A 21,117-nucleotide genomic window follows, 5' to 3' on the forward strand; every position below is an offset into this window, starting at 1 on the left:
CATCATGAAGACATGGACGTTCATCAAATATGACATCAAACAGCAACTGCGTGACCGGTCCACCTTGTTTTGGATGCTCATCTTCCCAATCGTCCTCATCTTCGGCCTCGGGACGATGTTGTCGGCCATCTTCAGCACCGAGTTCTCACTCCCGGTGACGGACGTCGCCTACGTCGAGGAATCGACCGATGCGTATCGGGAACCGCTCGAGACGTTCCTCACGTCGGACGACATGCGTGAATTTCTGACGCTCACGGCTTACGATACAGTCGACCGTGCCGAGGCGGCCGTGAACGATGGGGACGCCGATGTCATCCTTCATCTCGTCGGGCCGGACGTGACGCTGTTATATGAAGAGCCGACGACGGTCGAGGTCGACGTTTTAGAGGCGGTGCTCACGCAATACACGGATATCGCCAATCAACAGATTTTGCTCGCCGAAGCGGGCGCATTCGCACCGTACGAACCGTTCACCTTCACGGACAGCGAGAGCGTCGACTTGTCGGGCCGCACCCCGACGTCGCTCGAATATTTCACCGTCACCATCTCCATCATGACGGCCTTGTTCGGCGCATTCTATATCACGTCGATGCTAAACGATGAGCGGCCGATGCGCGGCAGCTACCTCCGGATTCAGGCCGCGCCCGTCCGGCTAATCGACTATCGGCTCGCCCGGACCGTGAGCCGCTATGGGCTCATCTTCCTCCAGCTCGTGCTCGTGTTCTGGTTCAGCCATTTCGTCTATCGGAGCTTCTCGCTCGATCACGTGCGCCTCGAGCTGCTCCTCATCGGTTGGGTTGCCCTCGCCACGTATGGCACGGCGTTCGGCTTCTTCATCTCGAGCCTGCCGCGCCTCGCCTACTCGACGAAAGACGCGATCGTCAACGGCTTCGTCGCCATCATCATGATTCTTTCGGGCGGTTACGTCCCGGGCTTCGATCAAGTGACGCTCGCATACGCACCGTGGGCCCGTTACGTCTTCATGCCGATCTTCATGCGCGACGGCCTGCTCGCCGTCTTGTTGCGGGGCGGGGACACGTCGCTCTTTTGGCAAAGTCTCGGCTGGCTGACGCTCCACGTGCTCGTCTTCGCCGCACTCAGCTTGTTGTTTTGGAAAGGGGTGAAGCGCCATGGTGCTGTTTAGACACGTCGCCAAACGGATGCTGCGGAAGAAGGGGTTATGGGTGTTCACGTTCGTCTCGATGTTCGGTTTCGCCCTCGTCTTGTCGTTTTTCAACTCGACGTCGACGCTCAACGCCTCGATTGGCATCCTCGATCGCGACGGCGGGCTCCTCGCCGAGCGCCTGATTGAAGAGGCCGAACGGTTCGGCGACGTGACGTTGTTGCGTTCGACCGCGCAGGAAGACACGTTCCTCGAAGGCCAGGATATCGTCCTCGTCATCCCGGAACGGTTCACGGAAGCGATGTTTCAAACCGAGACGCCTCGCCTCGCCTTCAGCGCGACGGAAGGGAGTGACGCCGCCCTCGTCGAACAGGCACTGAACGCCCACTTGTCCCGGGAACGACAACTGCTCGAGGCGAGCAACTATGACTTGACGGTGTTCCGGACGCTCATGGATGAAGAACCCTCGGGGGGCTATACGCTCACGAGCGAGCCGTTCCGCGAGAGCGTCCAGACGACGGCACGGACGCAGGCGTTTCTCGGACTCCTGTCGTTCGTCATGATGTCGGCGTTCCTCCAGTTCATCCCGCTATTCGTCGCCGACGACCGGGACGAGTCGATTTATGCCCGTCTATTCGCCGCCCCGATTTCACCGCGCAGCTATATCGCGTCGCTCACCGGCTCGTTTTTCGCGGTCGGCACGTTGTACGTCCTCATGTTGCTCGCCTTCAGCTCCGCGCTCTATCGGGATGACATCCTCCCCCATCTGCCGGTGCTCACACTGCTCTTTCTCACGTATTTAGGCAGCTGTCTCGCCATCGGGTCGCTCATCGCCGTGTCGGCGTCGAACCGGGAGAAGGCGAACATTTGGCAAATCTCCGTGACGATGGCGGCCGCCATCACCGGGGGCGCCTTCATCGCTTTGACGTGGCTGCCCGATTCGTTGACGGTCGTCGGGCGATTGCTTCCGACGTATTGGTTCAACGCCGGGGTGATCGACATGTACGCCGGCCGTTTCCCGGCACAGTCCTTGTCCGTCCTCGTCGTGATGACGCTCATCTTCTTTCTCGCGACGGCGCTTTACTTGAAGAGACGGCCGCTGACGACATAACAAAGCGGGACGCCCCGACTCGGGCGCCCCGCTCTTTACCGTTGTAACGTCGGCACGACTTTCTCGAAGAACACCTCGACGAGCATCGGGTCGAACTGTTTGCCAGCCTCGTCTCGAATGACCGCGAGCGCCTCCTCGACCGTCTTCGCCTTACGATACGGTCGTCCCGTCACCATGACGTCGAACGTGTCGGCAATCGAGATGATGCGTGAGGCGAGCGGAATGTCATACTCGCTTATCCCTTTCGGATAGCCTTTCCCGTCCCAGCGCTCGTGGTGGGCGAGCACGATTTCGGACAACGTGCCGTACTCCGGCACCGTGCTCAAGATGTTGTAGCTCACTTCCGGATGGCGTTTAATCTCGCGCCATTCGGTATCGGTGAGCGGCCCCGTTTTGTCGAGGATATCGTTGCTGATCGCGACTTTCCCGATATCGTGCAAGACGGCGGCCGTCTTCAGTTCGCTCACTTCGGCGGTCGTAAAGCCCATCGCCGTCCCGAGTTTCCCGGACAGTTCAGCGACCCGTTGCGAATGCGCCTCTTCCCGCGGGATTTTCTCGTAGAGCGTCCGCATGATGAGTTGAATCGAGTGATGGCGTCGGCTCTGCTTCTCGGATACTTTATGATGGTACATCCGGTCCTCCGCTAGATTGAACACCTCGATAATCGACATCGACGCATCAAGCTTCACCGCTTCGCCGAACGACGCCGAGATTGGCAGCCCTTCGATTGACTTGGCATGGAACAGTCGGCTCAATCGGTCGGCGAGTTGTCGCGCCTCGTTCGGTGGTGTGTTCGGCAAGATGAGGACGAACTCGTCCCCGCCGATTCGGGCGACGGTGTCCTTGCCCCGTACTTCCCGCTTCAAGATGTTCGTCGCCTCGATCAAGAGCCGGTCCCCGACGAGATGCCCGAACGCATCGTTCGTCAACTTCAACCCGTTCACGTCGACGACGATGAGCGCGAGCGGATAATACGCTTCCTCGTCATACGTGAGGAGCGCCTCATCGAAGTAACGGCGGTTCTTCACGCCCGTCAGTTGGTCGTGATAACTCAAGTACTCGATCTCCATCTCATACTTCTTCTTCTCCGTGACGTCCCCGATATAGCCGTGCCAGAGCACGTGCCCGTCGGCGAGCTTCTCAGGGCGGGACGAGCCGAGAATCCACGTCGTATGCCCGTCCGGCATGAAGACGCGGAACTCGGCGTCCCAAATCGTCAAGTCGCGATACGACGCCTCGATGCTCGCCATGACGTGCGGGTAATCGTCCGGATGGATTTTCGAGAAGACGATACTCGCGTCTTTCCGAACGTCCTCGGCGAGCACACCGGTCAACTCTTCGAACCCGCGGCTAAAGAACGGGAACGAGAACGAGCCGTCCGGCCGGCGCTCGAACTGATAGATCGCCCCTGGGACTTGGTCGGACAGCTTCGTCAGCAGACGGTCACGCTCGGCGAGCTCCTCCTCGAGCTGGACGCGTTCGGTCACGTCTTTGGCGACGGCGTAAATGTAACTACCTTGGACTTTACAATGCCATTCAATGGAGCGATAGTCCCCGTCAATCGTCCGGTAACGGTTGACGAAACGGAACAGTTCCCTTGCCGTCTCGAGCTCGGCGAAGGCACGGTCCGTCTTCGCGACGTCATCCGGGTGGACGAGGCCGATGAAGTCCATGTTCTCGAGTTCTTCGAGTGGAAAACCGAGCACCCGCTCCCACGGTTTGTTCAAATGTAAAATGTCCCGTTTCTGGAGCGACATGATGCACTCGAGGTCGACGGTGGCGAACCCTTCGAACATCGAGTCTTTCGCTTTACCCGTCTGTTGGTCCGACTTCATCATCTGTTCGAGGATGTGATGGATGTATAATTCGACGAGACCAAGCCGGTCCGGCTCGTCTGTCCCTTGCATGACGATCGTCAAGTCGCCGTAGAGCACGCCGTCTTTTTCGATTTTAAACAAGACGATTTGCCCGAGGTCAAAGATGCGGGTCAAGTTTTTGATTAATCGCTTCGAGAGTCTATTCTCGATCAACTCTTCGACGTGATTGAATATGATGGGATTGTCCTGCTTCATCAGGCGAACCCGTTCCGGATAGACCCCCCACTTCTTGCCAACGGGATGGAACCCTAAAATGTCCAAACTTCGTTCAATCGTCTCGTTCAGACCGCTCAGTGCGACGGTCGAGTACGTCTCGCCGTCCTCTTCAATCAAGTTGAGCGCCACCGCTTTCGCCCCGGTGAACGACCGGATTTGATCAAGGAAATGTTGATTGATCAACAGTTCGCGTCCGGTCGACACGAACCGATGCGACACGTTGACGAGTTGCTTCAAGGCGTTATTCTCCTGGACGTGCGGCGTCACGTCATGAAAGATCGTCGTCACGTAGCCCGGTCGCTCGCTGAAGACGGATAGCTCATACCACGCCTTGTTGCGACGCGAGAAGTGTTCGAACGTGATGGCCTCGCCGCTGCTGACCGCCTTGGCCACTTGCGCGATCCATTCCCGTTCGCTGTATTCGAAGTCTTTCAACACGTCCGTGATGCGGCCGCCGATGAACTGGTCTCGCTTTGCTTTCATGATGTTCTCGAACGCTCGGTTCACTTCGAAGAACTCATAGTCGACGGGCTCACCGTTCGCGTCGTAGACGACTTTGAACTCGACGTAGCCCTGGGGCATATGGCGCAACAAGGATTGGTATTGAGTATGGTCGCGTGCTGTCACGTCATTCCCTCCTACTGGGTCAGTTTCTACTTTTCAGTTTACCTCATTTTCGATGAATTCCCTATATTTTCCGAATGCATTCAACTGAATATGTACATGTAAAGTTTGTGTAAAGCTGCACCTCAACGGTTGAACGTCTGCATCATTCTTGTTAGACTGATGTCGGTAATCGATATCGAATTTCGATTTTAAGGAGTTGATGATGATGGAAGGCCGCATCCTCCGGAAGCTCTTCCTCGGTTTCATCCATATCCACATTTTGCACCATGCCGCTGAACATCCGGTTTACGGTGCCTGGATGGTCGAAGAGCTCCGTGAACACGGTTATGCGATCAGTGCCGGTACGCTCTACCCGATTTTGCACGGGATGGAGAAGGACGGCTTGCTCATCCGGACGAACGAGAACGTCGACGGCCACATCCGGAAGAACTACACGACGACCGACAAAGGACGTGTCGTCTTGGCGGAAGCCCGCCAAAAAGCGTATGAACTGTTTAAAGAGATAAAGGAGTGACACCACATGGAGAAACAACGCGTAACGCTCAAAACGTTACTTGAGATTTTATTCGTCTCGACCCGGCTCGGCTTGACGTCGTTCGGGGGACCGATCGCCCACCTCGGTTACTTCCACGAGGAATACGTCAGACGCCGCAAATGGATTGATGAGAAGGCGTACGCCGACCTCGTCGCCCTCTGTCAGTTCTTACCCGGACCGGCAAGCTCTCAGGTCGGGATCGGGATCGGCATCGTCCGAGGTGGGATTCTCGGCGGGATCACGTCGTTCATCGGCTTCACCGCCCCGTCGGTCATCGCACTCATCGTATTCGCCCTGTTCGTCTCCGGGCTCGACGTGTCGGACGCCGGCTGGCTCTACGGCTTAAAAGTCGTCGCCGTCGCCATCGTCGCCCACGCCATCCTCGGCATGGCCGGGAAGCTCACACCGGACGCGAAGACGCGGACGATCGCCTTCTTCGCCCTCGCCGGCACCTTGCTCGTCCAGACGGCGTATAGCCAAGTGCTCGTCATCGTCCTCGCCGCCTTGGCCGGGTTCTTGCTATTCAAGCCGCAAAACTTGGACGTCAAATCGGCGACGTTCCCGCTCTCGAAACGACTCGGGGCGGCGCTCCTCGGACTGTTTGGGGCACTTCTCGTCATCTTGCCGATTTTGCGCGAGACGATCGAGAATCAATCACTCGCGATGTTTGATAGCTTTTACCGGGCCGGGGCGCTCGTCTTCGGCGGCGGACACGTTGTCTTGCCGCTCCTTGAGCGTGAGCTCGTCCCGGCCGGCTTCTTGAGCGAAGAGGCGTTCCTTGCCGGTTACGGGGCGGCCCAGGCCGTACCGGGACCGCTGTTCACGTTCGCATCATACCTCGGGACTGTCATCAACGGGGTGCCGGGCGGGTTGCTCGCGACGTTCGCCATCTTCTTGCCGGCGTTCCTGTTGATTCTCGGAGCGCTCCCGTTTTGGAACGCGCTACGCCAGAATCCGAAAGTCGGCGGTGCTCTCATCGGGGTAAACGCGGCCGTCGTCGGGATTTTGATTGCGGCGTTCTATCAGCCGATCTTCACGAGCACAGTGAACGGTGTCGTCGATTTCGTCTTTGCTGCCTTCTTGTTCGTCATGATCGCCTATTGGAAACTGCCGCCGTGGGCGCTCGTCATCGCGGGTGTCATCGGCGGGACAATCATCGGGATGCTGTAACAGAAAACAGCGACAATCGCTCACGATTGTCGCTGTTTTTCTTATGATGGGCTGAACAGTTGGTTGACTTTGATTTTCTCGAGCAAATCAGGTAACGCCTGCACCGAAATCGTTCCCGTCCCCGGTTCGAGAGCGTTCAATGTCCCCGTCGCACTCCCAAGCGCGAGCGTCTGTTCAATCGGATATTGTCTCAACAGCCCCACGGCAATCCCTGCGACCATCGCGTCACCTGAGCCGACAGGATTGATCGCCTTAATGGGAGGGACCGTGACCACATAACGTTCCCCTTCGACCAATCCGATCGCCCCGTCTTTGCCCATCGAATGAACAATCCAAGGAATCGTATCGGCGAGCAAATCGAGTGCTACTTCGGTCGATTTACTCGGTTCAAGGGCCGCGAGTTCTGTTTCGTTCGGTTTGATTAAGAACGGTTTCGACATGACCCCTTCGCGTAATGCGATACCGCTCGTATCAAGAATCATCCGCTTTCCGAGACGTCCCACGAGTTCGTTCAACTGACGATACGCCGAAGTCGGCACGCCTTTTGGTAGACTTCCTGAAGCGACGACGAGCGTGGCTTCCTCCAGCAACGTGACGAAGTGCTCGAGAAACCCATGCCACTCTAACTCGCTCACCGTCGGTCCAGCTTCTAACACTTCTGTCTGATGCCCTTCATGTAGGAACGCATGACACGATCGTGTCTCACCCGCCACTTGATAAAAATCATGACGGATGCGCGCCGCGTCGAGTTCCGATTCGATCCATTCGCCTGCCTTGCCCCCGAGAAGGCCGGTCGCGAGGACCGGTTCTCCGAGCTGATGGACGACGCGCGTGACGTTCAATCCTTTGCCGCCGGCAGTTTTATGAATCGAGTCGACCCGATTCGTCTTATCGAGTTGGAAGTTGCCCATGTCATACCGGACATCAATCGCAGGATTCAAGGTGACCGTTAAAATCATCGGTTCATCCTCAGTAGCGCCCGTCGCTCATACACATGCGAATTTTTTCTTCGACGACGGTCTTCATCGCAGCCTTTGCTGGTCCGAAGTACTTGCGCGGGTCGCTCTCTTCTGGATTCTCTGTCAACACGCTGCGAAGTGTCGAGGCAAACGGCATTTTCAGCTCGGTTGCAATGTTCACCTTGCAACAGCCTCGACGGATACATTCTCGGACCGTGTCGAACGGCACACCCGAAGCCCCATGCAAGACGAGCGGGATATCGACAACTTCGCGGATTTGGGATAGTCGTTCCAAATCAAGTTTCGGTTCTGCTTTATACAGACCATGTGCCGTCCCGATTGCTACAGCGAGCGAATCGATGCCAGTGCGTTCCACGAACTCCGCAGCGGCGTTCGGGTCGGTATAAAACGAGTCCGCTTCATCGACGACGAGATCATCTTCCTGCCCGCCGAGGCGCCCAAGTTCAGCTTCGACCGTCGCCCCGTACTCACGAGCCAGTTCGACGACTTGGCGGACCGTTTCAATGTTCTCATCGAATGCGTGATGAGAGGCATCAATCATGACCGACTTCGTACCGAGATCGAGCGAGTTTTTGATGTCTTCGACCGTCTCGTGATGGTCAAGGTGCAAGGCGATTGGAATCTCGTAGCGGCGAGCCGCCGTGTCTGCGATTGCTTGGATGTAGTCACGTCCCGCATACGTGAACGTGCCCGGCGTCGCCGCTAGAATGACAGGCGAACGCAGTTCAGCGGCCGTATCGACGACAACTTGCGCGGTTTCCAAGTTATGAATGTTGAAGGCAGGTACCGCATAACCGTTTTGTTGCGCATCGAGTAACATCTCTTTCGTATTGACTACACCTGTTTTAATCATTTCCATGTTCAGTCACCTCATCGAATTATTTACTATCTACGTAACAGCCTGCTTCCCATTTCTCCAAGAACTCATCAAAGATTTCATCGCCGTCAAGCCCTCGGCTCTCATTTGCAAGTGCGTCAATGGCTGCGATCGTTCGCTTCGACTCTTCCGTCTCGATATAGGCCGTTTCGAGGAACACATCGATGATATTTTCCATGAGGCCAAGTCCGGTGATTCGACCGCCGATGCCAATCACATTCGCGTCGAGTTGTTCACGCGCCATCTTCGCTGTCGTGATGTCACGCACGAGCGGGGCCCGGACTCCTTTGACCTTATTGGCTGACGTCGTGATTCCGACGCCCGTCCCACAGATGACGACGCCACGGTCGGCCTCTCCGGTCACCACTTTTTCCGCGACGCGACGTCCGTAAATCGGATAGTGCGTCCGTTCAAAATCATACGTGCCGCAGTCAAGCACCTCGTGGCCTTTTTCTTCTAACACTTTAATCATCTCGTCTTTAATATCCGTCACGATGTGGTCACAACCGATTGCAATTTTCATGTTCCGTTCCTCCTTAGGCCATTTTGTTCAGCATATCGACGCGGATTTGATGACGACCACCCGAGTACTCCGCCTCCAAGAAGGCGCTTACAATTTCTTGAGCAAGTCGATCCCCGATGATCGCGCTCCCCATAGCGATGATTGTTGAGTTGTTATGGTCTCGTGTCATCTTCGCGGAATGCTCGTCAGATACTTGCGCACAAACGATACCCGATTGTTTTGCTGCGACCATATACGATAGAGATCCAAACTCGTCGAGTAAAATACCGCGATCCGCTTCACCGTTTTTCACCGCTTCAGCAGCTCGTGTCACAGCTGAGACCGTATCCTCTCCCGAGTAATCGACGATTTCATGTCCGAGTTCTTCGACCCATCTTACTACCATCTGTTTTCGCGATTCGCTAGCACAATCTGACGTAAGCGCAATTTTCATACGATAACCCTCTTTCTCTTTTGTTCTTTTTTGTTCGTTGTTTACACTTTTATACTACCATATAACGAAACTAAATCAATCATTTTAGAACATTTTTTGTTTGTTTTTTATCAAAAAAAAGGCTATCCATTCATCTTTTAATGAATGGATAGCCTAAATATGATTGTTTTTCAAACATTTACGTGTTCGTTCGAACCAACAATGATCTCCGTGTAAGCAGAATAGTGATGGAGCGTCGTCTCACTGATGTTGTGGTCTGTAATAAGTCCCTCCACACGATCGAGTCGATAGAAGTCGAACAAATCGACTCGACCGACCTTACTCGAGTCACATAAAATATATTTCATTTGAGCGTTATCTAAAATAATTTTCTGACATGCCCCTTCTTCTTCATTCGCTGTCGTGATGCGCTCATTGTTCACGCCGTTCGTCCCGACAAAGGCGATGGAGACGTTGATTCGGGACATGATGTCGTTCGTGAAGCTACCGACGAACGCCCCTGTACGCTCTCGATACCTTCCCCCAATCAACATCAGCTCGAATCGATTGTCATTCTTAAATCGCTCGAACACCTGATACGAATTCGTGAAAATCCGGGCGTTGACGTCGATATAGTCATAAATCAACTCGTTCGTTGTCCCTGGACCGATATAGACCGTTGCGTTTTCATGAATCAACTCCGCCGCCTTGCGAGCGATACTCCGCTTCTCGTCTGAACGGATTTGTTTTTTCTCAAGGTGAGATAATTCTTCGTATGACAACGGGCGCTCCATATTGAGCGACTTCGCGCCCCCGTGAATCCGTTCTAGCTTCCCCAACTCTTCAAGCATCTGTAAATCGCGTCGCGCCGTCATCGGGGTGACCCCAAGCAATTCGGTCACTTCCGTCGTCTTGACGACCCCCCTCGTCTCGACAAGTTCCATGATGCGCTCCCAACGTTGTTCTTTTAGCATTTTTCCAGTCCCCCTCCTTTTATCTATTAGTATACTCAACTCCCCCACTCCTTGCCTATCATTTTAGAACATAAACAAACAAAAGCCGGTTCAAAAAGAACCGACTTGTTGTTCATTTGACGTCTTCGGGTTGGAGCACTTGGCGCCGGTTCGCCACTTCACGCATCCAACGTGCACTTTTTTTCGCATATCGTTCTTGCGTCTCGAAATCAACGTAAAACAGACCGTAACGTTTGTTGAAGCCGTTTGTCCAAGACAGGACGTCCATGAGCGACCAGAGGAAATACCCCTGGACGTCGACGCCCGCCTCGATCGCATCGAGAATAGCGTCCAAATGCTGCGCGATATAGTCGATTCGCGGCGTATCGTCGATGAAACCGTCTTGGAAGTCGTCCTTGTAGCCCATTCCGTTCTCCGTGACGTAGGCCGTCTTATAGTTTGGATACTCACGATGGACTCGCGTCAACATGTCCGTCAATCCTTTCGGGTAGATGGGCCAGTCCCAGTCAGTCGTCGGGACGTCCGGATTCGTGACGCGTTTGCCAATCCCTTTCAAGCCGAAGACGCTCGTCCCTTTCTCGCCAGTCCCGTTGTGGTGAATCCCGCTCTCCCCGTCATGATGCGCGATGAAATGGCTCGCATAATAGTTCACACCGAGGAAGTCGTTCAATCGGCTCGCACGCTCAAGTAGCGCTTCATCGTCCGGTTCAACGCGCAACGATTCACCTTGTAACGCCATCAAATGATTGATGACGCGAAGCGTCTCTTCACTGTAGCGCCCTTTGAAGCAGGCATCGAGCATAAACGCATTCGCGAGCGTATCCTCGACGCGGGCCGCCTCGACGTCTTCTGGGCGATCCGTGATTGGATACTTCGATTCGAGGATATGGATGATGCCAACCTCGCCATTCAAGTTGCGTTCTTTATACGCTTCGACGACACGGGCATGGGCAATCATCATATGATGCATGGCCTGAATCGCCTTCGCCACGTCGTATTTGATGTTCGGCGGGAAATGTCCGATAATGTATTGCCCAGCGACGACCGACCACGGTTCGTTGATGGAGACCCATTTCTTCACACGATCACCAAAGCGGTCAAAACAAACTTCCGCGAAGCGGACGAAGTGATCGATGTTGTCACGGTTCAACCAATCCCCATCTTTGAAGAGCGGGAGCGGCGTATCGAAATGGTGAAGCGTCACGAACGGTTCGATCCCCTGCGCGATACACTCGTCAATCAAGCGGTCATAAAACGCGAGACCCTCTTCACTCACTTCACCTTTCCCGTCCGGAATGACCCGACTCCAGGCGATCGAGATCCGGATGCCGTTCAGCCCGTACTCGTTCGACAGTTTCAAATCGACTGGATATTGATGATAGAAGTCACTCGCCACGTCCCCGTTGAATCGACTCTCCGGCCGATGAAGGAACTCATCCCAATAACAAGGACCACGTCCCCCTTCACCTACTGCCCCTTCTGCTTGATAGGCTGCTGTTGCTGCTCCAAAAATAAATTGTTCCGGAAATTGTCTCATCGTCAAGTCACCTCATTAGAAAGATTTTGAATCGACAAAGGGCTGTCTTGCGGCAGCCCTTGTCCATCAGTTCATGTGTTTCATCGCGAATGCGAGCGCACCTTTCGGGTCTCGGCAAAGCGAGACATATTCTGCTCCTGAGGTCGAGACGGCTTTCGTCGCACTCGAATCAGAATCTTTTTCAAGTTCACCTAGCATGGACGCCATCTGTGGCGCGAGAATAATCAAATCAAACTCTGAAATCATAGCCTTGTGCTGACCGTAGGCCATGGCCGTCGACTCTAACTGAATTCCTTCGTCTTTCGCCCCTTTGGCGATGGCGTTGGCGAGCATGCCACTCGTCGCCCCATTTGCGCACAGGACGAGGACATTATAGGACGTGTTCGAATCAACTGATTTCAGTGCGACGACAGCTTCTGTCGCACTTGTCGCGACTTCGGCGTCTTGAGCCGGATTCGCTTCTTCTTCGAGTAACGCAAGGCGTTCTTTCTCAACGAGCTGCTTATCATATACTTTGAAGAACGGGTAGTAGATGAGCAGGTCGATGATGATGAGCGTCGGCGCGAGTACGAAGGCGAGCGGCGCGAATCCTGTTCCGAGAATCAGTCCGATTGGAGCAGGTGTCGTCCACGGTAAGTTGTAGATGAACCCATTCATCCCTCCGATATCAATGAACGCTTTCAACAACCAGACGTTCACGATTGGTGCCGTGATGAACGGAATAAAGAACACAGGGTTCAACACGATTGGTGCACCGAACAAAATCGGTTCGTTAATCCCGAACATGACCGGGACACTCGACGCCCGACCGACCGACTTGAGCTGTTTCGACTTCGCCATGAACGCCATCATGAGCGTGATGACGAGCGTGGCCCCAGTACCGCCTAACGTCGCGATAAAGTATTGCGATCCTTGTGATAATACGTTCGTCGCATGCTCACCGGCTTGGAACAGCTGAAGGTTCTCTTCAACGTTCGTAATGTAGATGGCCGACACAGCCGGCTCGACGATTGAAGGACCGTGAATCCCGACAAACCAGAAGAATGCCATCGCACCAAAGATCAATGCAAGACCTGGATAACCATCGGCCGCCGAGAAAATCGGTTGGAAGACGTCGATGATCCAAGCACTGAACCCTTCCGAAGTGAAGCTTCGGAACACCATATCGAACACCCAGAAGAAAATGATCGATGAAGCGAGTGGAATCAAATCCGCGAACGTCTGGGCAATGTTGCCCGGTACTTCTTTTGGCATTTTTATAGTAATATTGCGTTTGACACAAAACTTATAAATGTTTGGAACGATGAATGCGACAACGAACGCCGTGAGCAATCCTCTCGTTCCGGTGAAGGCGTTCGACAGCCCGCCTTCGATTTGGTCGATACCAATCAAGGCAAAACCGATGATGGACACGACCATCGTCGACGTCGAGTTGATTTGCCGCGTCTTCGGTAGCTGTCCGTTAAACGTCTCGGTCAAAGACTTCGCGATGGTCGCTGCCATCAACAGACCGACGAGACCCATCGAATACCCGTATGCTTTCATGAGACGATCAACCCATAGGTCACTTAAATACACACCGAAAATGTTCGGGACGAATGCAATCAATAAGAAGATACTTGAGAACAAGATGACTGGAATCAAACTGATGAATCCATCTCGAATAGCGCGAAGATACGGGTTGTTTGAAATTTTCTCAAACACCGGCTTCATTTTCTCGATTCTTGCGATTAAGCCGTTCATGATTTTCCTCCTAACGATGATAAGTAATGGAAAAGGGCATTGCTGCCCTTTCATTGATCAGTTCGTGCGTCGATACAATTCGATCATATGTTGCATCATGTCTCGGAGCAGCATCGTCGTCATCAAGTGATCCTGTCCATGCACCATGATGAAACCGAATTCTGCCCCTTCGCCCCGCGCCTCGGCTTGAATCATGCTCGTCTGTGTCGCATGGGCATGCGAGATGGCTTCATCCGCTTGTTTGATGAGAGATTCAGCTTCAGCATAGTTCCCGTTCTTTGCTGCTTCAAGCGCCCGCATCAAGTGAGAGCGCGCATCGCCTGCATGTGCCACAATCTCAAGTCCTACGAGTGCTGATTCATCTTTCGTCATAATAAACATCCCCTTTGTTGTTTGTTTTTTTCGATATGTCATATCCACATCCACATAGTAGCATCAAAAAGAAACTTTGTAAACGTTTACAGCTCATTTTATTATTTATTTTTATCTTTTTTGTTTATAAATGTTCTATTGGTTTATCCCTGTAGTCTCCCTCCCAATTTTCGAACGATTCCACCTCAATTTTGTTAATCGTTTGAAACTTTTCCTAGCTCGCGTCTCGTTATACTGACGTATAGGATTCTTTTATATAATAGGGAAACGTACGAAAGGAAGTGGGAGCATGCAACCGTTGCGCCACTCAAACTATATGCCCGGCCTCGATGGACTGCGCACGTTCGCCGTTCTGGCCGTCATCTTATTTCATGTAAACACACCATACATAACCGGAGGCTTCCTCGGGGTCGACGTGTTCTTCGTCCTGTCCGGCTATTTAATCACCGGCATCTTGATTCGCGAATGGGCGAACGCCGGCCGACTTGATTTGAAACGGTTCTATATCGCCCGGTTCCGGCGGCTGTTGCCGGCGCTCGTCTTCATGCTTTCCGTCGTCATGACGGTCGTCTGGCTATTTGAACCAGACTTGTTGAATACGGTGCGGCAAGACACGCTCGCTGCGCTCGTCTACGTGAACAACTGGTGGTACGTCTTTCATGACGTGTCGTACTTCGAGAGCTTCGGCAAGCCGTCCCCGCTCCAAAATCTATGGTCGCTCTCGATTGAGGAGCAGTTTTATCTCATCTGGCCGCTCCTGCTCCTCTTCGGCTTGAAGTCGAAGCGACGCCTGCTCCAAGTCGTCTCGGTCATGCTCGTCGCCTCCGCCGTATGGATGGCCGTGAACTTCACGCCGGGCACCGACCCGAGCCGCGTCTATTACGGGACGGACACACGCCTGTTCGCCCTCTTAATCGGTGCCGTCCTCGCCTTCGGTTGGCAACCGGACACGTTCAAACGAGACATGCCGGACATCGGGCTCCGTATTTTGAACATCGGCGGCGGCGTGGCGCTCTTCACCCTCTTTGTCATCATGACGCGGGCGAGCGCGTACGGCACGTTCCTCTACTACGGCGGATTCTTGCTTGTCGCGTTGGCGTCGGCCGTCTTGATTGCCGCGACGGCGCACCCGTCAACTGTTTGGGCCCGGTTGTTCGGTAGCGAGTGGCTTCGCACAATCGGGACTCGGACTTACGGCATTTATTTGTGGCACTATCCGGTCATCATCTTGACGACCCCGATTGAACAGATCGGCACGTTCGAACCGACCCGCGCGTTCGGACAAGTCGCCTTGACGCTCGCGATCGCCGAGTTGTCGTACCGGTTCATCGAGACGCCGGTGCGCCGTCACGGCTTCAAAGGGGCAATACAATCCCTTCGTCCCGTCCTGTCGCCAGGCCGCATCGCCACCGTGAGTGTTGCGACCGCCCTCTCGCTCGTCCTCGTCGGCAACTTGTCGATCCTCGCCTTCAGCGGGGCGAACGAGCGGACCGAAGCGATTCCGATCGTCAAACCGAATCCGGCACCTGAAAAGCCTGAAGAAGCGACGGAACCAGAAACGGAGCGTCCGATTGACACGTGTCCACCGGCGCTCGCCATCGGGGACTCGGTCCTCCTCGGCTTGAACGAGTATCTCGGGAGCACCTTCCCGAACATGGAGATCGATGCCGAGCTCGGCCGCCAAGTCCGTGACGCCCAAGACGTCGCCGCGACGTATCAAACGTATGACGCACCGGGCCACGTCGTCTTCCTCCACCTCGGGACGAACGGCGCCTTCAAGATGGAGCAGCTCGATACGTTAATCGGGCAGTTCGAACACGCGGACCGCGTCTACTTGATTAACACACGTGTGCCGCGACCGTGGGAGCAAGATGTGAACAGAACACTCCAACGTGCGAGCGAGTTGCACGACAACGTCACGCTCATCGATTGGCACGAGGCGTCCGCCGGCAAGAAAGACTACTTCGAGGCGGACGGCGTCCATTTGACGATTGACGGGGCCGAGGCGTTCGGCCGACTGCTCGAAGAAGAGATTGGCTGCACGAACAAGAAATGACCTAGCCGGCGCTAGGTCATTTTTCATGGGCGCCACTTCCAGCGCAAATAGTTGAGGAACAGCTTGACGTAGGCCAGCTGTTCGCGGATGATGTACTTCGGTTTGACCGAAGCCGGTGTCTTAGCATAGAGCCCGTCCGTCTGGAGGCCGAAGTAGAGTCGTCCGACGAGACGGGCCCGGCGGACGTGAAAATCGTTCGTGACGACGGTCACGCCCGGTTCCCCGTCCCAAATCGCGCGGCTGAAGTAAAAGTTCTCATACGTCGACGTCGAGGCGTCCTCGACGTGGATGCGGGCCCGTTCAATCCCGAGAGCGATGAGCTCGCGCTCGATGACGCGTGCCTCGGCCATCCCTTCGTCCGGCCCTTGCCCGCCCGTCGCGATCAGCTCGACGTGCGGGTGACGTTTCGCATAGGCGGCGGCCATGTCGATTCGATTCCGGAGCGCCTTAGACGGCTTTATCCCGTTCACTTTCGCCCCGAGGATAAGGACGTAGCGATACGTCCCGTCTGCTTGTCGTCTCATTCCATGCACCTGCCCTTCGTAGGGATTATATCATTCGACTGATACGTTTTTGTTACAGAAGCGACAGCAAATATATGGTAGAATGAGTATCAGATTAATTTGAATCGAAGGAGCATCCTGAATGCAAAACTTGAACCGAGCGCCCGATGACCGGATTCGGCATCGGCGCGCGAATCGACATAAATGGACGAAACTCGCCCTTCACGCGACCATGATACTCGGTTTCTTCACCTTCTTGATTGGTGGCGCCTATTTGACGCTCACCTCAGAAAAGCGCGAAGTGTCCGACATGGAGAACCGAAAACTTGCCGGCCCACCGGTCGAACTGACCGTCGAGAACGTCATGTCAGGCGCCTATATGAAGAGCGTCGAGTCATACGTGACTGACCACGTCGTCAACCGAGACAGTTGGATCAGCCTGCATGCGTTTCTGTCGAAGGACGTGTTCCGACAAACGGTGAAAAACGGGATTTACGTCTCGGCCGACGGGACGATGGAGTCCCCGATGAAAGAGCAAGTCGACCCGCTACTGTTGCTCGACGACCTCTCGACATTTACAAGCTCAATGAACGAATCGGGCGTCGACGTCTACTTCGGGCTCGCCCCGAACAAGGCCTCGATGGTCGATGTCGGACCGAATATGCCCGACTATATGGGCAACGACGCCCCGAAGATCTTCAAAGACGTCCGTGACGGCTTGTCGAGCGTCGACGGGATGACGGTCATGGATTACCGGAAGCCGCTGAACGCGGCGGACCGGTTGAGCGACGTCTTTTATAAGACCGACTATCATTGGAACATTCACGGCGCCTATCTCGCCTATGCGCAGACAGTGAAACAAATTGCCGCCGATCATCCAGAAGTCGGCGAACCGCTGAAGCAAGGCGAGCTCAGGACGAAGACGCATGAACGTCCATATTACGGCTCATACGCCCGTAGCACGACGCTACAGTACGTGAAAGACGGCGATGCGTTCGAATGGCTCGAACCGAAGGCCGGCTACACACCGAACGACATCTGCTACAACCGCTCGGAGACGTGCGGCGGGAAATTGATTAACAAGAAACCGCTTCAGGCAGAAGAGACGTACACCGAGATGTACTCGCTCTTCCTCCACCGCAACTGGCCAATCATCACGATGGACCAACAGACACCGAAAAACGATATGCGCACGCTCATCTTAAAAGACTCGTACGCGAATCCGATGCTGACGCTGTTGCCGGAACATTTCGGTCATCTGTCGGTCATCGACATCCGTCACTTTGACGAGTCGTCGATTGAGACGTATGTGAAGCAGAACGACATCGACGTCGTCTTGTTCATCCACAACGTCAACCTCGGCGAGTTCATCCCGCTCTATCATGAGAAATTGAATGATTGAGGAGTAAACAAGGGTAATGGTCACGACATAGGTCGGATCCATTACCCTTGTTTTAGTTAGCGACGCCTCTATTAAATTAGAGCGGCCGCGAAATAAGGTCTTCACCTTCTAAGTACAAATCAACGACAGGGGAAAGCGCATTTGCCGCCTCAAGCAAATAGTACTCGTCATATTCCGTCAGTCCGAGTATGACATTTCGGTTAACCGCCCTCTGCTGATCGATCATCACTAACGTATGATGATACAGCGTCAAATCCACCTCATTGAGCGGTTGCGCTCGATTCTCATAAACGTCTAAAAACTCATCGAACTCTTGTGTCGATCTAATTAAATCGTCTACAATACTTTGATTGCCGAAACCGTCCATTGCTAAAATCTCAAAGTTGCTACCCAACAGATCCTCATAATTGCCAAAGTGATGATAATAGTTGGTAGTGTATGCTTCGAAGGCGTCGGAGTAACGTACCGGTTCGTCGTCGACGAGCACTTCTTCCTCGACAACCGTTTCTGCACCTACTTCGTTCTGAGCCTGTTGCAACAACTCATACTCTCGAATCGAAACGGGTTCTGTAGTCACTTTCATCGCGTACTCGAATTCATCACTCGTAGAACCTTCCACAATGACGACATGCTCAACGTCAGCGTATTGACTCATGACCGACATCTTCGTCCCTCCCCCAACGGCCGATAAAAACTGTGGATTCTTACTCGGGGAACCGATATGATTCACCTCGACCGTCACTTCTAAATACACGTCAGGCTCTCTCAATTGTACTAACTCATCTTCCGTAAGCGGCATACGAATCCGCACGTCTTTATCGTCAAAGTATTCGAGCTCGAGATCCCTTGTGGTAATCGGGACGTCGCTCGAGTCATACAACGTCGCTTTCACATCCAGACCTTCTTCCAGGTTACTCGCGAAAAAAACGAGCAGTCCTTCAATCTCTTCATTGTAAGCTACGCTCAAATCGCCTATATGAACATCTTCTCTTTCAACGGTCGGCCTTGCTGAGGATGATGCATCACATCCTGATAAATAAAGAACACTGATTAAGACAACTAGTAGTTTATGCAGGTTTTTCAAAAACTCACTTCCTTTCTTTTGAAATCATACCATTAAAACTATATAAATATATCTTAAATTGGAAGTTTTATTTGGAAATCTTAGGAGAACAAAAAAACGCAACGTATATCACATACGCTGCGTTCCTATCGATTAGAACCGGAAATAGATGAACGGGTTGAAGCTGCTCGCGACGATGTACGACACTGCAAAGATGAAGATCGTCGCCATGAAGCCGAGCCGCATGAAGCCGGCCATATAATTGACCCATAGCTTCTTGCTGTCTTGCTCGAGGCGGAGCACCTTCTCACCGAACAGTTTCGGGAGCGGCGTCGCCGCAATCATCGCGATGGCCAAGATAACCCCGTACTGCACGAAGTAGAACATCGCCTCGTTGTCCCATATCGGCGCGCCGTTCAAGTTGAACATGGCCGACAAATACGAGAGCGCGTACGGGAAGTCGTCCGCCCGGAAAAATACCCAGCCGATAATGACGACGAACAGCGTGAACGCATGCGCGAGCGGTGCCGGGAGCGCTTTGAGCCACGCCCCGAGGAATGCGCGCTCGAGCATGATGAAGAGCCCGTAATACGCCCCCCAGGCGATGAACGTCCAGCTCGCCCCGTGCCACACGCCCGTCAAAATCCAGACGATGGCGAGGTTTCGGTACAGCTTCCACGCACTGCCACGGTTCCCGCCGAGCGGGATATAGACGTAGTCACGGAACCAGCTACCGAGCGAGATGTGCCAGCGCCGCCAGAACTCGGACACCGATTTCGAGATGTACGGATAGTTGAAGTTCTCGAGGAAGTGGAAACCAAACATCCGGCCTAGCCCGATGGCCATGTCGGAGTACCCAGAGAAATCAAAGTAGATTTGAAGCGAGTACGCGATAATCCCAATCCAGGCGAGTCCCATCGACATCTCCCCCGCGTTTTGCGAGAAGATTTGATCGGCGACGTAGCCGGCGTTGTTCGCGAGGAGCATTTTCTTCGCGAGCCCGATGACGAACCGCTGAATCCCGCTCGCGAAGTCGTCCATCGTCTCTTTCCGGTCGTTAATCTCATCGGCGACCGTCTGATAGCGGACGATTGGCCCGGCGACCAACTGCGGGAAGAGCGAGATGTAGAGCGCGAGGTCGAGCGGGTTGCGCTGCACTTTCCCGTCTTTCCGGTACACGTCGATGACGTAACTCATCGCTTGGAACGTGAAGAACGACACCCCAATCGGAAGCGGGATTTTTGGGTCGGTCAGCTCGAGCCCGGTGATGGCGTTGACGTTCTCGATGATGAAGCTCGTGTACTTGAAGACGGACAAGAGCAACACGTTCCCGGCGACCATGCCGGCGACGAGCCACTTCGCCTTCTTCTTATTGTCACAGTTTTTGTCGACGAGCAAGCCAAACGCATAGTTCATGACAATCGAGGCGAGCATGACAGCCGTGTAAATCGGTTCGCCCCACGCGTAGAACAGGAGACTCGCGACGAGCAGCACCGTGTTCTTCAAGAAGCGCGGCGAGACATAATAAAGAATTAAGACAATCGGTAAAAAGCAAAACAAAAAAATCGTCGAACTGAAGAGCATGATGTTCCTCCTCTCTTAAAAAAATAAAAAGACTGCCCCGAGGGACAGTCTAAAGCCATCAACGCGTGAAGCGTTCGACGATTGCGTCGACGATGCGGCGTGACGCCTCCCCGTCCCCGTATGGGTTAGACGCTTTCGCCATCGATTGGTGCGCCGAAGCGTCTGACAACAGCTCATCGGCGAGGCCGAAGATGACTTCTTCCTCGACACCGGCGAGCTTGAGCGTGCCAGCCGCCACACCTTCCGGACGTTCCGTCGTGTCACGAAGGACAAGGACCGGTACGCCGAGCGATGGGGCTTCTTCTTGCACGCCACCCGAATCCGTCAAGATGAGGTGTGAGCGTGACGCATAGTTGTGGAAATCGAACACGTCGAGCGGCTCAATCAAGTGGACGCGGTCGAGGTCGTTCAAAATTTCACCGGCAAGTTCCC

Annotated in this window: 19 protein-coding genes; 6 read left to right on the forward strand and 13 right to left on the reverse strand. The window is 54.0% G+C overall.

Features of this window, described 5'->3' with window-relative positions; all coding sequences use genetic code 11:
* The first annotated feature begins 4 nt into the window (after positions 1 to 4).
* A complete protein-coding gene (locus DI14_RS02135) occupies positions 5 to 1,144 on the forward strand; it encodes an ABC transporter permease (RefSeq protein ID WP_235193369.1) in 1,140 nt (379 codons plus the stop codon).
* Entirely contained in the window at positions 1,131 to 2,234 is a 1,104-nt protein-coding gene (locus tag DI14_RS02140; RefSeq protein ID WP_034804612.1) for an ABC transporter permease, read from the forward strand. The genes DI14_RS02135 and DI14_RS02140 overlap by 14 nt, the downstream gene beginning before the upstream one ends.
* A 35-nt stretch (positions 2,235 to 2,269) precedes the next feature.
* On the opposite strand, the gene DI14_RS14955 is transcribed toward DI14_RS02140, so the two are convergent.
* Entirely contained in the window at positions 2,270 to 4,954 is a 2,685-nt protein-coding gene (locus tag DI14_RS14955) for an HD domain-containing phosphohydrolase (protein ID WP_152545853.1), read from the reverse strand.
* Positions 4,955 to 5,159: 205 nt separating this feature from the next.
* Between DI14_RS14955 and DI14_RS02155 the strand changes: the two genes are divergently transcribed.
* Both DI14_RS02155 and chrA read left to right on the forward strand, forming a co-directional pair.
* Positions 5,160 to 5,468 carry a PadR family transcriptional regulator gene (locus tag DI14_RS02155; RefSeq protein WP_034804618.1) on the forward strand — a complete coding sequence of 103 codons (309 nt, stop codon included), beginning with the start codon at positions 5,160 to 5,162 and terminating at the stop codon, positions 5,466 to 5,468.
* A gap of 6 nt (positions 5,469 to 5,474) precedes the next feature.
* Positions 5,475 to 6,659 carry a chromate efflux transporter gene (gene chrA, locus DI14_RS02160; RefSeq protein WP_034804620.1) on the forward strand — a complete coding sequence of 395 codons (1,185 nt, stop codon included), beginning with the start codon at positions 5,475 to 5,477 and terminating at the stop codon, positions 6,657 to 6,659.
* A gap of 41 nt (positions 6,660 to 6,700) precedes the next feature.
* Here chrA and DI14_RS02165 read toward each other — a convergent pair whose 3' ends face one another.
* From DI14_RS02165 to DI14_RS02200, 8 genes are all read right to left on the reverse strand, one after another.
* Positions 6,701 to 7,618, reverse strand: coding sequence for a 1-phosphofructokinase family hexose kinase (locus tag DI14_RS02165; protein WP_034804622.1), 918 nt, complete (start codon positions 7,616 to 7,618; stop codon positions 6,701 to 6,703).
* A gap of 10 nt (positions 7,619 to 7,628) precedes the next feature.
* On the reverse strand, positions 7,629 to 8,498 hold the full coding sequence (locus tag DI14_RS02170; RefSeq protein WP_034804624.1) for a tagatose bisphosphate family class II aldolase: 870 nt from the start codon (positions 8,496 to 8,498) through the stop codon (positions 7,629 to 7,631).
* A 19-nt stretch (positions 8,499 to 8,517) separates the two neighbouring features.
* Positions 8,518 to 9,039, reverse strand: coding sequence for a galactose-6-phosphate isomerase subunit LacB (gene lacB / locus DI14_RS02175; RefSeq protein ID WP_034804626.1), 522 nt, complete (start codon positions 9,037 to 9,039; stop codon positions 8,518 to 8,520).
* A 13-nt stretch (positions 9,040 to 9,052) separates the two neighbouring features.
* Entirely contained in the window at positions 9,053 to 9,472 is a 420-nt protein-coding gene (locus tag DI14_RS02180; RefSeq protein WP_034804628.1) for an RpiB/LacA/LacB family sugar-phosphate isomerase, read from the reverse strand.
* A 170-nt stretch (positions 9,473 to 9,642) separates the two neighbouring features.
* Positions 9,643 to 10,425 carry a DeoR/GlpR family DNA-binding transcription regulator gene (locus DI14_RS02185; protein WP_034804630.1) on the reverse strand — a complete coding sequence of 261 codons (783 nt, stop codon included), beginning with the start codon at positions 10,423 to 10,425 and terminating at the stop codon, positions 9,643 to 9,645.
* Between the two features lie 112 nt (positions 10,426 to 10,537).
* Complete coding sequence (gene lacG / locus DI14_RS02190; protein ID WP_034804632.1) at positions 10,538 to 11,962, reverse strand: 6-phospho-beta-galactosidase; 1,425 nt, start codon at positions 11,960 to 11,962, stop codon at positions 10,538 to 10,540.
* Positions 11,963 to 12,028: 66 nt separating this feature from the next.
* Positions 12,029 to 13,705 carry a PTS transporter subunit EIIC gene (locus DI14_RS02195; RefSeq protein WP_034804635.1) on the reverse strand — a complete coding sequence of 559 codons (1,677 nt, stop codon included), beginning with the start codon at positions 13,703 to 13,705 and terminating at the stop codon, positions 12,029 to 12,031.
* Between the two features lie 57 nt (positions 13,706 to 13,762).
* Entirely contained in the window at positions 13,763 to 14,077 is a 315-nt protein-coding gene (locus tag DI14_RS02200) for a PTS lactose/cellobiose transporter subunit IIA (RefSeq protein ID WP_034804637.1), read from the reverse strand.
* 289 nt (positions 14,078 to 14,366) lie between these two features.
* Here DI14_RS02200 and DI14_RS02205 point away from each other — a divergent pair, with 289 nt between their 5' ends.
* On the forward strand, positions 14,367 to 16,133 hold the full coding sequence (locus DI14_RS02205) for an acyltransferase family protein (RefSeq protein WP_034804640.1): 1,767 nt from the start codon (positions 14,367 to 14,369) through the stop codon (positions 16,131 to 16,133).
* A gap of 23 nt (positions 16,134 to 16,156) precedes the next feature.
* On the opposite strand, the gene DI14_RS02210 is transcribed toward DI14_RS02205, so the two are convergent.
* Entirely contained in the window at positions 16,157 to 16,657 is a 501-nt protein-coding gene (locus DI14_RS02210) for a YdcF family protein (RefSeq protein ID WP_034804643.1), read from the reverse strand.
* A gap of 121 nt (positions 16,658 to 16,778) precedes the next feature.
* Here DI14_RS02210 and DI14_RS02215 point away from each other — a divergent pair, with 121 nt between their 5' ends.
* A complete protein-coding gene (locus tag DI14_RS02215; protein WP_034804646.1) occupies positions 16,779 to 18,038 on the forward strand; it encodes a DHHW family protein in 1,260 nt (419 codons plus the stop codon).
* Positions 18,039 to 18,114: 76 nt separating this feature from the next.
* On the opposite strand, the gene DI14_RS02220 is transcribed toward DI14_RS02215, so the two are convergent.
* From DI14_RS02220 to DI14_RS02230, 3 genes are all read right to left on the reverse strand, one after another.
* Positions 18,115 to 19,122 (reverse strand): hypothetical protein, encoded by a 1,008-nt coding sequence (locus DI14_RS02220; RefSeq protein WP_152545854.1) that lies wholly within the window; start codon positions 19,120 to 19,122, stop codon positions 18,115 to 18,117.
* A gap of 132 nt (positions 19,123 to 19,254) precedes the next feature.
* Positions 19,255 to 20,685 carry an MBOAT family protein gene (locus tag DI14_RS02225; RefSeq protein ID WP_034804651.1) on the reverse strand — a complete coding sequence of 477 codons (1,431 nt, stop codon included), beginning with the start codon at positions 20,683 to 20,685 and terminating at the stop codon, positions 19,255 to 19,257.
* A 58-nt stretch (positions 20,686 to 20,743) separates the two neighbouring features.
* The coding region (locus DI14_RS02230) for a UDP-N-acetylglucosamine 2-epimerase (protein ID WP_034804653.1) at positions 20,744 to 21,117 on the reverse strand (374 nt) is incomplete at its 5' end.

The organism is Exiguobacterium sp. AB2 (genome assembly GCF_000696055.1).
GTDB lineage: Bacteria > Bacillota > Bacilli > Exiguobacteriales > Exiguobacteriaceae > Exiguobacterium > Exiguobacterium alkaliphilum.

Coding starts and splice junctions, on each gene's coding strand:
- DI14_RS02135 (WP_235193369.1), top strand. CDS start 5: ATGAAGACATGGACGTTCATCAAATATGACATCAAACAGCAACTGCGT.
- DI14_RS02165 (WP_034804622.1), bottom strand. CDS start 7,618: ATGATTTTAACGGTCACCTTGAATCCTGCGATTGATGTCCGGTATGAC.
- DI14_RS02170 (WP_034804624.1), bottom strand. CDS start 8,498: ATGGAAATGATTAAAACAGGTGTAGTCAATACGAAAGAGATGTTACTC.
- lacB (WP_034804626.1), bottom strand. CDS start 9,039: ATGAAAATTGCAATCGGTTGTGACCACATCGTGACGGATATTAAAGAC.
- DI14_RS02180 (WP_034804628.1), bottom strand. CDS start 9,472: ATGAAAATTGCGCTTACGTCAGATTGTGCTAGCGAATCGCGAAAACAG.
- DI14_RS02185 (WP_034804630.1), bottom strand. CDS start 10,425: ATGCTAAAAGAACAACGTTGGGAGCGCATCATGGAACTTGTCGAGACG.
- DI14_RS02140 (WP_034804612.1), top strand. CDS start 1,131: ATGGTGCTGTTTAGACACGTCGCCAAACGGATGCTGCGGAAGAAGGGG.
- DI14_RS02200 (WP_034804637.1), bottom strand. CDS start 14,077: ATGACGAAAGATGAATCAGCACTCGTAGGACTTGAGATTGTGGCACAT.
- chrA (WP_034804620.1), top strand. CDS start 5,475: ATGGAGAAACAACGCGTAACGCTCAAAACGTTACTTGAGATTTTATTC.
- DI14_RS02215 (WP_034804646.1), top strand. CDS start 16,779: ATGCAAAACTTGAACCGAGCGCCCGATGACCGGATTCGGCATCGGCGC.
- DI14_RS02205 (WP_034804640.1), top strand. CDS start 14,367: ATGCAACCGTTGCGCCACTCAAACTATATGCCCGGCCTCGATGGACTG.
- lacG (WP_034804632.1), bottom strand. CDS start 11,962: ATGAGACAATTTCCGGAACAATTTATTTTTGGAGCAGCAACAGCAGCC.
- DI14_RS02155 (WP_034804618.1), top strand. CDS start 5,160: ATGGAAGGCCGCATCCTCCGGAAGCTCTTCCTCGGTTTCATCCATATC.
- DI14_RS02195 (WP_034804635.1), bottom strand. CDS start 13,705: ATGAACGGCTTAATCGCAAGAATCGAGAAAATGAAGCCGGTGTTTGAG.
- DI14_RS02225 (WP_034804651.1), bottom strand. CDS start 20,685: ATGCTCTTCAGTTCGACGATTTTTTTGTTTTGCTTTTTACCGATTGTC.
- DI14_RS02210 (WP_034804643.1), bottom strand. CDS start 16,657: ATGAGACGACAAGCAGACGGGACGTATCGCTACGTCCTTATCCTCGGG.